The organism is Flavobacterium sp. xlx-214 (assembly GCF_013874595.1).
Classification (GTDB): Bacteria; Bacteroidota; Bacteroidia; order Flavobacteriales; family Flavobacteriaceae; genus Flavobacterium.
Map to the genome: position 1 here is coordinate 2,207,463 of NZ_CP059431.1, position 13,645 is coordinate 2,221,107.

General features: G+C 31.0%; 14 protein-coding genes. 10 read left to right on the forward strand and 4 right to left on the reverse strand.

The genetic code is table 11. From position 1 onward, the window contains the following. Window positions 1-979: 979 nt before the first annotated feature. From H1R17_RS10300 to H1R17_RS10315, 4 genes are read left to right on the forward strand one after another with little or no spacing between them, the layout of a single operon-like run. On the forward strand, window positions 980-1,993 hold the full coding sequence (locus H1R17_RS10300) for a bifunctional oligoribonuclease/PAP phosphatase NrnA (RefSeq protein WP_163431011.1): 1,014 nt from the start codon (window positions 980-982) through the stop codon (window positions 1,991-1,993). A 2-nt stretch (window positions 1,994-1,995) separates the two neighbouring features. Beyond that, the gene (gene gldI / locus H1R17_RS10305; protein WP_163431012.1) at window positions 1,996-2,532 is read left to right on the forward strand and encodes a gliding motility-associated peptidyl-prolyl isomerase GldI; all 537 of its coding nucleotides are present in this window, start codon (window positions 1,996-1,998) and stop codon (window positions 2,530-2,532) included. 1 nt (window position 2,533) lies between these two features. Continuing rightward, the gene (locus tag H1R17_RS10310) at window positions 2,534-3,595 is read left to right on the forward strand and encodes a peptidylprolyl isomerase (protein WP_163431013.1); all 1,062 of its coding nucleotides are present in this window, start codon (window positions 2,534-2,536) and stop codon (window positions 3,593-3,595) included. Window positions 3,596-3,608: 13 nt separating this feature from the next. After that, window positions 3,609-4,682 carry a peptidylprolyl isomerase gene (locus H1R17_RS10315; RefSeq protein ID WP_163431014.1) on the forward strand — a complete coding sequence of 358 codons (1,074 nt, stop codon included), beginning with the start codon at window positions 3,609-3,611 and terminating at the stop codon, window positions 4,680-4,682. 33 nt (window positions 4,683-4,715) lie between these two features. Here H1R17_RS10315 and H1R17_RS10320 read toward each other — a convergent pair whose 3' ends face one another. After that, entirely contained in the window at window positions 4,716-6,800 is a 2,085-nt protein-coding gene (locus H1R17_RS10320; RefSeq protein WP_163431015.1) for a M1 family metallopeptidase, read from the reverse strand. 85 nt (window positions 6,801-6,885) lie between these two features. Here H1R17_RS10320 and H1R17_RS10325 point away from each other — a divergent pair, with 85 nt between their 5' ends. Then, window positions 6,886-8,127, forward strand: coding sequence for a DEAD/DEAH box helicase (locus H1R17_RS10325; protein WP_163431016.1), 1,242 nt, complete (start codon window positions 6,886-6,888; stop codon window positions 8,125-8,127). Window positions 8,128-8,139: 12 nt separating this feature from the next. On the opposite strand, the gene H1R17_RS10330 is transcribed toward H1R17_RS10325, so the two are convergent. Further along, window positions 8,140-8,346 (reverse strand): hypothetical protein, encoded by a 207-nt coding sequence (locus H1R17_RS10330; protein ID WP_163431017.1) that lies wholly within the window; start codon window positions 8,344-8,346, stop codon window positions 8,140-8,142. 68 nt (window positions 8,347-8,414) lie between these two features. Between H1R17_RS10330 and H1R17_RS10335 the strand changes: the two genes are divergently transcribed. Both H1R17_RS10335 and H1R17_RS10340 read left to right on the forward strand, forming a co-directional pair. Then, window positions 8,415-8,999 (forward strand): hypothetical protein, encoded by a 585-nt coding sequence (locus H1R17_RS10335; protein WP_163431018.1) that lies wholly within the window; start codon window positions 8,415-8,417, stop codon window positions 8,997-8,999. A gap of 1 nt (window position 9,000) precedes the next feature. Next, window positions 9,001-9,408, forward strand: a complete 408-nt coding sequence (locus H1R17_RS10340; RefSeq protein ID WP_163431019.1) for a hypothetical protein — start codon at window positions 9,001-9,003, stop codon at window positions 9,406-9,408. Between the two features lie 510 nt (window positions 9,409-9,918). Here the strand turns inward: H1R17_RS10340 and coaD are convergent. Further along, window positions 9,919-10,371 (reverse strand): pantetheine-phosphate adenylyltransferase, encoded by a 453-nt coding sequence (coaD, locus tag H1R17_RS10345; RefSeq protein ID WP_163431020.1) that lies wholly within the window; start codon window positions 10,369-10,371, stop codon window positions 9,919-9,921. Further along, window positions 10,371-11,354: a D-alanine--D-alanine ligase gene (locus tag H1R17_RS10350; protein ID WP_163431021.1), complete on the reverse strand. Its 984-nt coding sequence runs from the start codon at window positions 11,352-11,354 to the stop codon at window positions 10,371-10,373. The genes coaD and H1R17_RS10350 overlap by 1 nt, the downstream gene beginning before the upstream one ends. A 110-nt stretch (window positions 11,355-11,464) precedes the next feature. Here H1R17_RS10350 and H1R17_RS10355 point away from each other — a divergent pair, with 110 nt between their 5' ends. From H1R17_RS10355 to H1R17_RS10365, 3 genes are read left to right on the forward strand one after another with little or no spacing between them, the layout of a single operon-like run. Beyond that, entirely contained in the window at window positions 11,465-12,088 is a 624-nt protein-coding gene (locus H1R17_RS10355; RefSeq protein ID WP_163431022.1) for a PASTA domain-containing protein, read from the forward strand. A gap of 2 nt (window positions 12,089-12,090) precedes the next feature. Next, window positions 12,091-13,128: an RluA family pseudouridine synthase gene (locus H1R17_RS10360; protein WP_163431023.1), complete on the forward strand. Its 1,038-nt coding sequence runs from the start codon at window positions 12,091-12,093 to the stop codon at window positions 13,126-13,128. Then, a complete protein-coding gene (locus H1R17_RS10365) occupies window positions 13,128-13,598 on the forward strand; it encodes a hypothetical protein (protein WP_220458655.1) in 471 nt (156 codons plus the stop codon). The genes H1R17_RS10360 and H1R17_RS10365 overlap by 1 nt, the downstream gene beginning before the upstream one ends. The last annotated feature ends 47 nt before the right edge of the window (window positions 13,599-13,645 follow it).

Here is a 13,645-nt window from a genome sequence, read left to right on the forward strand (position 1 = left end):
TAATCTTGAGCGTACCCATTTACCATAAAAATTTTCAATTTCACTTGCAGATAGGTTGGTGGAAATATATGTTTATATTTTTTTAGAAATGAACAAATCATAACAGTCTAAAAGAATTTTGTCATAAGGTTACATTTGTTTCCGTAATATTTCAGGTTGTTTTTCTGTTCGCTGATTTTCAAAGCAGATGTTTTTTTGGCTGATTCGTATAGTTTACCTTTGCTGTACTGATGGATAAAATGATGGTTGCATTACAAATTATGGAATTTAGAAAATGTTAGACTTTTATTAAATAATTATAAATTTTAACAATATTCAAAAGGAGTTTTATAATCATCAGAAAGCCCCTAGAACACTAAAGACTTTCTGGTAAAAATAAATAATAATTATTAAGCTACAACACTTTCAAGTAACTTTAAAAGTATTATCAATGTTTGGTTGAACTCTCGTTAAATACCGTTAGCGGGTAAAGTAAATTGTATTTTCATATACAAATTTAGTTTTGCGTTTTCTTTAGTTAGAAGTATCATGAAAACACAATCGTAATTAAAGGTTACTTCAAAAACTTATCGTTAACTTGCAAGGAACTTCTGATGAAATTTAAACTCTAATTATTTGTCGAGATCATTTCCACAAAGAAATTTTCCTCAAATCAGATAATAAAGAGTTCGAATTTTGTACCAGTGGCTCCACTTTTTAAGCTAAAACATTAAATTAACGTACTGATTTAAAGATTAGTACGTTTTTTTATTGAGTAAACTTTCACAAGGTTTTCACAATAAAGTATTTTGTAGTGTAATTTCATGGTTTTTTACTTCAACAAAAAGCGGTCAATAACTTTTTAAATAAATAAGCTCTTTTAAGTTCAAATGATTATTTTAAAATAAAAAGTTTCATTTACTTTAATGATTACTTTTTTAAAATAGCTTTTAAATTATTTTTCTGCTATCTGAAAAACTATTTTACGTATTTTCGCAACATGATGAATACAAACGAAGTTGCGTTTTTAACTAATTTATTACAAACGCCAAAACAAATTTCAATAATACCACACCGCAATCCAGATGGAGATGCCCTTGGCTCATCTTTAGCCTTATATCATGTTTTAAAGAAATTAAACCATACCGTTAAGGTGATTTCTCCCAATGATTTCCCTGACTTTATAGCTTGGTTACCTAGTGCTAACGAAGTTGAAATATTTGAACGTACACCTCTTCCTTGTGAAACTTTTTTAAAAGAAAGTGACGTGATTTTTACATTAGATTTCAATGCTTTGCATAGAACAGGAGATGTAATGGGAAGCTTTTTAAGCACATTATCTAATGATTTTGTGCTAATTGATCATCATCAAATGCCTGATCAATATGCTAAAATTACGGTCTCTGATACCAGTTTTGGATCTACTTGTGAACTTTTATATCGTTTTTTACAACAATTGCAACTAGATCAGTTTATTGATAAAGACAGTGCAACATGTATATACACAGGAATTGTAACCGATTCTGGCTCTTTCAAATTTTTAAAAACAACAGGTGATACGCACCGAGTTGTAGCTAATTTAATTGATTTAGGCGTTGATAATCCGTATGTACACAGCAAATTATTCAATACTAATTCTTACAATCGTTTGCAATTGTTAGGTAGAGCATTACAAAAGCTAAAAGTTTTACCACAACATCAAACTGCCTATACATCATTATCTCAACGCGATTTGTATGACTTTAATTATCAAAAAGGAGATACGGAGGGCATTGTAAATTACGGACTTTCTATTAAAGGAATAAATTTTGCTGCTATTTTTATTGAAAACAGAGACGAAGGAATTGTTAAGATATCTTTTCGTTCTGAAGGAAATTTTGATGTAAACGAATTTGCACGTACCTATTTTAACGGTGGTGGTCATATTAATGCGGCAGGTGGTAAATCATTTACGTCTTTAAATGACACCATTGCTTATTTTGAAAAAGTGTTAAACGATATAAACAAACAATAACAATGAAAAAAACAGTTGCTTGTTTAAGTTTATTTGCTGTTTTAATAGCATGTAAACAACCCGAAGCTAGAAAACCAGTTTCTTATAGTTCAGGTACTTTTATTAAAGAATCGGTTCAAAGAAATAAGAGTATTGTAAAAGATGAAGAAAAAATCATTCAAGATTTCATTAAAAAAGATACAGCTTCTAAATATTATCAAAGTGATTTAGGTTTTTGGTACAAATACCATGTTGCCAACACTATTGATTCGCTTATGCCTAAAAAAGGAGATATCATAAAAATTGACTTTGAAATTTACGATATTCAACAAAATTTAATTTATACCAAAGAAGAAACCACACCTAAAATTTATGCGGTAGATAAGCAAGAAATCATGGTAGGTTTACGTCATGCTGTAAAATTAATGCACAAAGGCGAGACCATTTCTTTTATCTTTCCATCACACATGGCTTACGGATATCTTGGCGATAAAGAAAAAATTGGGGTAAATGTACCTCTTATATGTAAAGTAACTTTAAATGATATTAAACCCGAATAAAATGAAAAAACTACTTTTTCTTTTTGCGTTAATTACAACGCAAATGTTTGCGCAAACCAAACTTCCAGATGGTTTATATGCTAATTTTGTAACCAAAAAAGGCACCATTACCACACAACTTTTTTATGATAAAACACCTTTAACAGTAGCTAATTTTGTTGCTTTAGCAGAAGGTAATCATCCACAAGTAAAAACAGAATACAAAGGAAAACCTTTCTATAATGGTTTAAAATTTCACAGAGTAATAGCCGATTTTATGATTCAAGGTGGTGATCCTAAAGGAGATGGATCAGGAGAACCGGGGTATTTATTTCAAGACGAAATTGTTGCTGATTTAAAACACGATACGCCAGGTATCTTATCAATGGCAAATCGTGGACCAGCAACAAACGGATCTCAATTTTTCATCACACACGTTCCTACACCTCATTTAGATGGGCGTCATACCGTTTTTGGAAAAGTAATTATAGGACAAGACATTGTTAATGCAATTCAACAAGACGATGTTATTGAAAAAGTAGAAATTATTCGCATAGGAAAGGATGCTAAGAAATTTAATGGGGCAAAAGTATTTTCTGAAACAACTGAAAAATTAAAAAAAGTTGAAGAAGAAAAAAAGAAAAAAGCCGAAGCTTTAGCTGTAGAAACAAAAAAAGTATTAGATGGTTATGCTGCTAAAGCAACTGCATTGCCTTCTGGTGTTAAAGTGTATGTTTTAGAAAAAGGTGCAGATGTAAAGATTACAAACGGAGAAGAAATACTATTTGATTATGCAGGTTATTTAGCAAATGGTAAATTATTTGATACCGGTATTGAAAGCTTAGCTACAACTCATGGCATTTTAAATGAACAACGCAAAGCTGCCAATGCTTATCAACCACTTAACTATAAGTTTGGTGAAAAAGGCGGCTTTATTCAAGGAATGACGGAGGGTTTATTGCAACTTAACAAAGGAAATAAAGCCTATATTTTTATTCCATCAGAATTAGGGTACGGAAGCATGGAAAGAGGTCCAATACCAGCAAATTCAAATTTAGTTTTTTACGTAGAACTTAAACCTTAAATACATAATTATAATGAAGAAAATTTTAGCAATGGCTGTATTAGCTGCTACCATTTTTGTATCGTGTAAAAAAGAAGAATCTAATTTACCAGAAGGAATGTATGCAGAAATTACAACCAATAAAGGAAAAATTGTTGCGCAATTAGAATTTGAAAAAGCACCTTTAACAGTTGCTAATTTTGTTAGTTTAGCAGAAGGAAACAACCCGTATGCTGAAGCAAAATTCAAAGACAAGCCTTTTTACGATGGCCTATTGTTTCACCGTGTTATAGCTGATTTTATGATTCAAGGTGGCGATCCTACAGGTACAGGTGAAGGTGGTCCAGGATATTCTTTTGCTGATGAATTTCAACCAGATTTAAAGCACGATAAACCAGGTGTTTTGTCAATGGCCAACGCGGGACCTGCAACAAATGGATCACAATTTTTCATTACACATGTTCCAACACCTCATTTAGATGGTATGCATAGTGTTTTTGGACACGTTATTGAAGGACAAGATGTGGTTAACAAAATAGCTCAAGGCGATAAAATAGAAAACATCAAAATTATTCGCTCAGGAGAAAAAGCAAAAGCTTTTGATGCACCTAAAGTTTTTAAAGAAAAACAAGAAGAAAATCAAAAGAAACAAGAAGAAGCTTCTAAAGCTATGGAAGGTACTTTAACTGAAACCACTGCTAAATTTGCAGATGCTAAAGCTAAAGCTACAAAATTATCTTCAGGTTTAATGTATTATATTTTTGAAAAAGGTACTGGCGAAAAACCTAAAGAAGGTACTAATATTAATGTTGGATATGCAGGTTATTTTGAAGACGGGCGTTTGTTTGATACAAGCTTAGAAGAGGTTGCTACAAAATACAATGTATTAAATGAACAACGTAAAGCAATGAACGGATATACTCCAATTCCGTTTGTAGCTGGTACAAAAACAGGTTTAATTCCAGGTTTTATAGAAGGAATTGAGCAATTAAAAATCGGCGATAAAGCATATATCTTTATTCCATCACACTTAGGGTATGGTGAAACAGGTTCTGGACCAATTCCACCAAATACCAATTTAGTTTTTGAATTGTATATTACAAAATAAAAAAACGTCGGAAGATTTCTTCCGACGTTTTTTTTAAATACTCTCCATTAACTTTTTTAAAGCATCGTGTTCGTCTTGCGGTAAATAAGGAATAAGCTTAGTGAAATACTCTCTAAACTCTTTCTTTTCGCATAAACGAATAATAGCATCTTTACCAAATTTTTGGAATCGACTGTTATGATGCACCAACGCGTTTACCAAGTGTGGCAATGTATTACTGTCGTATTTATTTAAAAACCACATGGCATTTATTGCATTGGTACGTAAATTACTATTGTATTTATTGTAAGCAAAATTCTCTAATTCAGAATACCAATGCGCTTTTTTATCATTGTGATAGTTTTCGGTTGATAAAGCAAACATCAACCAGGTAATTCTAAGATTATAATCGTTAAAACCTTTCCAAGTATTTGTTTTATCAAGTAATGCTGCACGTCCTGCTTCGTCTTGTAACCATAGATTTTTTAGTACAATTTCTCTTGTAATATATGATGAATCGTTTAGAAAACCAGCGTAACTTGCTTTAAAATCAGAAGGGATTTCACTAATTATCTGTACTAAAGCCTGACGCACTTTAACATTGCTTGACTGTGCTACAACCTGATACAACTCTTTTGCTTGATCATAAGGAACATCATGTAACTGCAAAACAATCTCACGTTTGGTTTCAGTTGGCGTTTTATCATCTTTTAAAAGTTTAAGAAAAGTATCTTTTTTTAAATCAAACGATTTACCTTGAAACGCCAAAACTTCAAAATACGATTTAACGATAGGCGAATTTTCTATTAAAAACAATGCATCTTTGGTATTAAATGATTTATTTTCTAACCAATTTTGTTTGTAATTAGAAACATTGAAATTAGGTACAACAGCTACAACCTCATTCAAAAAATCTTGAGTTGAAGCGTTTTTAAAAGCATATTTGTTTAAATAGTTTTTTACAATTGTATTAAAATTTGTTTCGCCAATTTGAGACGATAAATAAAACAACATCCAAGCTCCTTTTTGATAATAAGTAGTTGTAGTTGCCTTTTCGCTAAAAACAGCTGTGTTTTTATTCTCTTTGGCATCTTTTGTAATTAATTCTGCCATTTCATATAACTGCCAATAAAAAGCATCTACTCCATACACCTCTCTTTCAGCCAACAAGGCATAATAAGTTGCAAACCCTTCTTGTAACCAATGATCTTTAGCGGTTTTAGCTGTAACTAAATCTCCAAACCATTGATGCGCCATTTCATGAGCATTTACATTTACAAAATCACGGTCGTTCACACCAATAGCATCTACCACATAATCGCTACTATAAATAGTTGATGTAGTGTTTTCCATTCCGCCATACATAAAATCTTCTACAGGAATATTACGATAAATTTTCCATGGATAAGCAAAACCTGTTTGTTGCTCTAAAAAATCGAACATCTTTTTGGTATGCTGATAAGTAGTAGTGTATTTTGAAGCATCAATTGGACGAATATAATTCTCGATTGAAATACCTGATGCCGATTTTTCTATTTTCTTTTCAAACTTACCTATTGCCATCATAACCAAATAAGAACTCATAGGTTGTGTCATTTTATAAGACCATGTTGTTTGCTTACCAACAACCGATTTATTGTCTAAAACACCATTACTAATTACATCATAACCAGTATCAAAAGTAACTTTAGTATTAAAAATTACTTTCTCATTGTAATCATCAAAACTAGGCAACCAATGGCTGGTATATTTTCCTTGCCCTTGCGTCCAAATTTGCAAATCGGTTCCAGAACCTACATAATACAATGCTTGTTTAGGATTGGTTTTATACTGAATAGTTACCGAGTTTTCTCCCGTTTTATAACCTTGTGTAAAAGCAATTTTCTTTTTATCGTAATGATATTTAGGAGTTTGTCCGTTTAACTTTACTCCTTGAATCATCATGTCTCTAGCATCAATTTTAATACTATCGGTAGTTTCATTTACATTAAATTGATAGGTAACTTCGCCAATAATCATATGCTCCGCAATATCAAATTTTATGGAAGCATTTGCTGTGGTAAAATCAACTTTTGGATTTGTTTGAGCCCAAGAATATGTTGCAATAAATAAACTTACAGATAGTATAAATTGTTTCATAAAAGAAAAATAAATTTGTTGTAAGATATTAGAAAATGCCGAAATAAAGAAATTAAAGATGTAATTTTGTTTAAATTTTTTCTACATGAAATTCAACGAATTTGATTTAAACAATAACGTTTTTGAAGCTATAGCAGATTTAGGTTATCAAGAAGCAACGCCTATTCAGGAAAAAGCAATGCCTATTTTGTTAAAAGGAAACGACTTGGTTGGTTGTGCGCAAACAGGTACTGGTAAAACAGCGGCTTTTGCCATACCTATTATTAACCACATTCACAGAATTGTAGGCTCTGGTAAAAAGCGAAAACAAATTAGAACAGTTATTCTTACTCCAACAAGAGAATTAGCAGTTCAAATTGCAAAAAACTTTGAAGATTTAAGTAAATACACTCAAATTAAGACTTATGTTATTTATGGTGGAGTTGATTTAATGCCTCAAATTAGCGCTTTAAAAGAAGGTGTTGATGTATTAGTTGCTACACCAGGTAGATTTTTAGATTTGTACAAACAAAATAAAATTAATATTGATGCAATGCATCAATTAGTTATTGATGAAGCCGATTTAATGTTAGATATGGGTTTTATTAATGATGTACGCAAAATCATCAAACTTACTCCTAGCAACCGCCAAACATTAATGTTTTCTGCTACAATGCCAATGGGCGTTCGTGAATTAGCCGATGAATTTTTAAGCAATGCAGCTTATGTTTCTGTTGATCCTATTTCTAGTGCAGCAGAAAATGTAACTCAGAAAATGTACCAAGTAGAAAAAGAAGACAAGAAAAAGCTATTGAAACATATTGTAGAAAATGAAAAACTAAACAATGTATTAATTTTTACAAGAACCAAACATGGTGCAGATAATGTTGCAGAATTTTTACAAAAAGAGGGCTACAAAGCAGATGCTATTCATGGAGATAAATCTCAAAGTGCGCGTTTACAAACATTAAATAGGTTTAAAGAAAAAGAATTAGATTTTTTAGTTGCTACCGATGTTGCTTCGCGTGGAATAGATATTCAACAATTGCCTTTTGTAATAAATTATGATATTCCTAACATTCCAGAAGTATATATTCACAGAATTGGAAGAACGGGTCGCGCTGGTTTAGAAGGTTTGTCTATTTCTTTTGTTGGTCGTGATGAGAAAACCTATTTTCAAGATATTGAAAAGTTAATGAAAACTCAGGTTAAAATTGTTAAAGACAATCCTTTTCCTTGGCGTGAACCAAGTGAACACGCAAAAAAAGATTTTAGAAAAAAATCAAACAATAATCAAAAATCAAGAAAATCAGATTCTTCTAAAAAAAATAAAAAACGATGGTATTAAGCCATCGTTTTTTTATTCAACTTCTTTTCTACTTTTAAATTCGTCACTATAAGGTACAAAAACCTCAGGAAAATCAACTCCAATTTTTTTGTAAAGCCAACCGCCAGCAATACGCGTTACTCTGTAAAAAATAATTTGCTTTAAACGATTTTCATATTCAGGTATAATGGTTTTTACAACGGTACTTTCATGCAAATCCAATTCATAAATTGTTTTCATAACTAATTTTTAAAGATTGTTTTCAAATATAAAAATATTCGAAATATATTTACATAAAATATTTAATTATGAATGAGGATTTAAGCAATATTAAAGAATTTGTTGCTGTTTTTATAGAGAATTACACACAAGAAATCATTGAAGATGATGTAGTTGGATTTTACAACGATGTTTTTGTAATGTTACAACACTTTAATGATATAAAAGCAGACAATGTTGAAATAAAAGCAACTTATGTTCAATTTATCAATCACATTATTCAATATGAATTTATTTTGAAAGAATATTCTTCCTTTGATTTTGGTTCGATAAAAACATTAGAAAGTTTACATTCAAATACCGATTTTAAGAAATTAGCTCCAATCTACACAAATTATAGTTTTACTGAAACCGAAGAAGCAGTAGAGCAAATTTTAGAAGAATTAAAAACAATGAAAGAGTTTGGAAAGGAACTGCGTGAAGAAATTGATTATTTGTTAGATGAATATACTTTTCACTTAAATCATATCAAAGAAAACATACAATTTAATTTCTATACTTATACAGAACTAGAAGGTATTACTGATTTTGAATTAGATGAAAAGTTAGAAGAATTTCACAAAGAAAAATCAAAATTCATTCAAAAATGCAATGATAAATTAGCAAAAAAGTAATATGAAAATTTTAAGAGAAATAGCAGCTGTTATTGCTGGCTTACTAGTTGGGTCAATGGTAAACATGGGGCTTATTATGATTAGTGGTAAAATATTTCCTTTACCAGCCGGTGTTGATAATACTACAACAGAAGGTTTAACTGCAGGAATGCATCTATTTGAACCTCAGTATTTTTTATTTCCTTTTTTAGCACATGCTTTAGGAACTTTAGTAGGCGCTTTTTTGGCAACAAAGCTATCTAAATCTAAAACAATGGTCAATGCTTTTACAGTTGGCTTTTTGTTTTTATTAGGCGGCATTTCTATGGTTGTACAATTACCTGCACCAATGTGGTTTAATGTTACCGATTTAGTACTTGCTTATATCCCTATGGCTTATTTAGGTTTTGTAATGGGGAAAAAGCGATGATTTTAAATCATCGCTTTTTTTTATGGCTTTCTTCTTTTTAAAAGAAGAATGAAGAATATTTGACCAATAAGGAATAGTAGGATTGATGTATAAGCTACTATGCCTAAATAATGACTTAATTCTGTAGGATCATTAGTATAGTTCGAATATAGATGTCTTAATAAATGATTGAATCTTGCATATAAAACTAATGGAATGCAACAAATAAAATGAAAAACGAATAATTTAAAGGCTGTTATTCTATTCTTAATAAGTGAATAAATGATTACTATAATTAAAATTAAGAAAAAAACTAAAATCTCTAAAAAATCAGTTGCGGGTATAATTGTATTCCATCCAGGATTTTGAATTACAAATAGTGATTCAAACGGTATCGATATAATTAACAAAATAACAAAAAGGAGAAGCTTATAATTTTTCTTAAGCATGTTTTGGATTACTTAATGTTATTTTATACATAAATTTACTCTTGATTTCTTTTTTTATTAATTACGACATTGATAAACTTGTTTATTTCTTCACAGCAGGTGGTACCAACAAGCTATAATCGCCATTATTGCGGATAAAATCACGTACAATACTTGAACTAATGAAAGAAGTATCTACAGCAGTTAATAAAAACACGGTTTCAATTCCCGATACTAATCTGTTGGCGTGTGCAATGGCTTTTTCAAATTCAAAATCGGCTGGGTTGCGTAATCCTCTTAAAAGAAAATCGGCTCCTTTTTCTTTGCAATAATCAATCGTTAAGCCTTGGTAATTTTCTACAATAACTTTAGGTTCATCAGCAAAAGTTTCTCTTATAAACTGCATGCGTTCTTCTAATGAAAACATGTATTTTTTATCAGTATTAGTACCAATAGCAATAATAATTTCATCAAATAAAGGCAAGGCACGTTTAATAACATCAACATGCCCGTTGGTAATTGGGTCAAAAGATCCTGGGAAAACAGCTTTTTTCATTAAAAATGTTCACGAGTTAAAGCTAATTCAATAGCGTTGTCAAACAATTCGTTTAAAGAAATTCCTGCTTCACGAGCCTGTTGTGGTAAAATACTTTCGGCAGTTAAACCTGGAACTGTGTTCATTTCTAATAAAAAAGGTTCGTTGCCAACCAAAATGAATTCTGAACGTGAAAAACCATCCATTTTTAAAATCGTATAAATACGTTTTGCAACATCTTCAATTTTAGCTTTTTCTTCATCTGAAATTCTTGCAGGTGTAATCTCGCTCGATTTTCCTTCATATTTAGCTTCGTAATCAAAGAATTCGTTTTCAGAAACTATTTCCGTAATAGGTAAAACAATGGTTTCAGCTTTAAATTTGATAACTCCAACCGAAACCTCTGTTCCTTTTAAATAACTTTCAATAATAATTTCATCGTCTTCGGCATACGCTTTATCGATAGCTATTTGCAGTTGATTGGCTTCTTTTACCATTGAAATTCCAAAACTAGAACCCGATTTGTTAGGTTTTACAAAACAAGGCAAGCCCACACGTTGTATAATTTGATCTTCTAAAATAACATCGCCTTTATTTAAATAGTATGAAATAGCCGTTTTTATGCCATAAGGTTTTAAAACTGATAGCATATCGCGCTTGTTAAAAGTTAACGCTGATTGATAGTAATTACACGAAGTTTGTGGAATATTAAGCAATTTTAAGTACGCTTGAATCAATCCATCTTCGCCTGGTGTGCCATGAATAGCGTTAAAAACAACATCAAAAGTTATTTTTTGACCATTCACTTCAACAGAAAAATCGTTTTTATCAATCGGAAATTTATTGTTTTGGGCATCTACATAAAACCAACCTTCTGTTAAAATATGAATTTTATGTAAATTGTATTTTGATGTATCTAAATGATTATAAACAACTTCGCCGCTTTTTAAGGATATTTTATACTCGCTAGAATATCCTCCCATAATAATTGCTACGTTTTTCATTTAATAATGTATTTTTATATTTTATTTTTGTAAGAATTATTTTTATTCTAAAACAAATTTATAAAAATACACGTAACATAATTGATAACTTTGCTAAAATAAATAACTCTATGGGTTTAGGATCTTTCTTAAAAAGTAAACAATTTATATTTTCTTTAATAGGCGCATTTGTAATTGTTGCCATTTTAATATTTGGTAGCTTGCAGTTTTTAAGTATTTACACACGTCATGGTGATGAAATTCCGGTGCCAGATCTTAAAAAAATGAAGGCTGAAAAAGCAATGGATTTAGTGGCTGAAAACGGTTTTGAAATTGTAATTATTGATACCGTTGATTTTGATCCAAAATTCCCACCATTAACCATTTCATCGCAAGATCCTAAAGCTAATGATGCTGTAAAACAAGGGCGTACTATTTATGTAAAAATCAATGCAAAAGGATATTCGTCGGTTCGTTTACCAAATTTAGATGGTAGAACGTTGCGCCATTCTGTTGCTATTTTAGAATCGTTAGGTTTGGTAAAAGGACAAACCAAATACGAGCCAGATTTTGCAAAAGATGTAGTTTTACGTATTGAACAAGATGGAAGAATTTTACGTGCAGGTGATAAAGTACTTAAGAATTCTAAAATCGACTTTATTTTAGGTGATGGCATGTTAGGATATAAGCCAGAGCCGGATTCGTTAGGTGAAATGTATGAAGATACAGCGCCAGCAATCGATTCAATTTTTTAAGAATGACAGAAGATATTAATTTAATAGAAGACGAGTTATTTGAACATTACAGATTTGAAGCAGGTAAAGGCCAAGCGCCTTTGCGTGTAGATAAATTTTTAATGAACTTGGTTGAAAACGCTACTCGTAATAAAATTCAAAAGGCGGCAGAAAACGGAAATATTTTTGTAAACGAAGTTCCTGTAAAATCAAATCACAAAGTAAAAGCAAACGATGTGGTTCGAGTATTAATGGAGCAACCTCCGTTTGAAAACATCATCATTCCAGAAAATATTCCGTTGGATATTGTGTATGAAGATGATGATTTGTTGGTTGTAAATAAACCTGCTGGTTTGGTAGTGCATCCAGGTCATGGAAATTACACAGGTACATTAGTGAATGCTTTGGCGTATCATTTTGAAAATTTACCTTTAAATAGTTCAGAGCGTCCTGGCTTGGTTCATAGAATTGATAAGGATACATCGGGTTTATTAGTTATTGCCAAAACAGATTGGACAATGACTGAATTGCAAAAGCAATTTGCTGAAAAAACATCAGAGCGTGAGTACATTGCTTTGGTTTGGGGTAATGTAGAAGAAAACGAAGGTACTATAGAAAGTTATATTGGTCGTCATAAAGTAGATCGTATGCAAATGGCTTCTTTTCCTGATGATACAACAGGTGCAAAATATGCGGTTACTCATTATAAAGTTATAGAACGTTTAGGATATGTTACCTTGGTTTCTTGTAAATTAGAAACAGGTCGTACGCATCAAATACGTGTTCACATGAAATCTATTGGGCATACGTTGTTTAATGATGAACGTTACGGTGGCGAGAAAATTTTAAAAGGAACCACTTTTACAAAATACAAACAATTTGTAGAAAACACCTTTAAAGTATTGCCACGCCAAGCTTTGCATGCTAAAACATTAGGTTTTATGCATCCTATAAAAAAAGAATTTATGCGTTTTGATACCGAAATACCAACGGATATGTTAGAAGCAATTGATAGATGGCGCAAATATTCTAACAACCATGAAATGGTAGAAGAAGATTAATGATGACGATTATTAAATTAAGAGAAGTAAAAAATTTAGCAAGCGATATCAGATTAAATCAGATTTATGATCAGTTTGATATTCTTTTAAGTGAATTAAGAAAAAGAGAGTTGCCTGATTCAATTATTCAGACAATCAATAGCGAGGTTCAAGAAATTAACACCTCTAATTCTTTAACTACTAGCGATCTAAGAAAAGTAATAAAGAAAAAACAAACCGTAATTTTAAGGTTAATAGAAAAAGACTTAAAGTTGGTTCCAATAAATTATTACAGAACGCTTTGGTTAGCACTTGGAATGACTGTTATTGGAATACCGTTAGGAGTACTTGCTGGTGTAATTTTAAAAAAGTCGGGTTTATTTGCATTAGGTTTACCTATTGGTGTAGCAATTGGCGTAACCGTTGGTACAGCAATGGATAAAAAGGCTGTAAAAGAAAACAGACAATTAAATGTAGAAATTAAGTATTAATAATTTGGATTCAATAATGATCTAATTACAATACAGTTTGTTGTGAT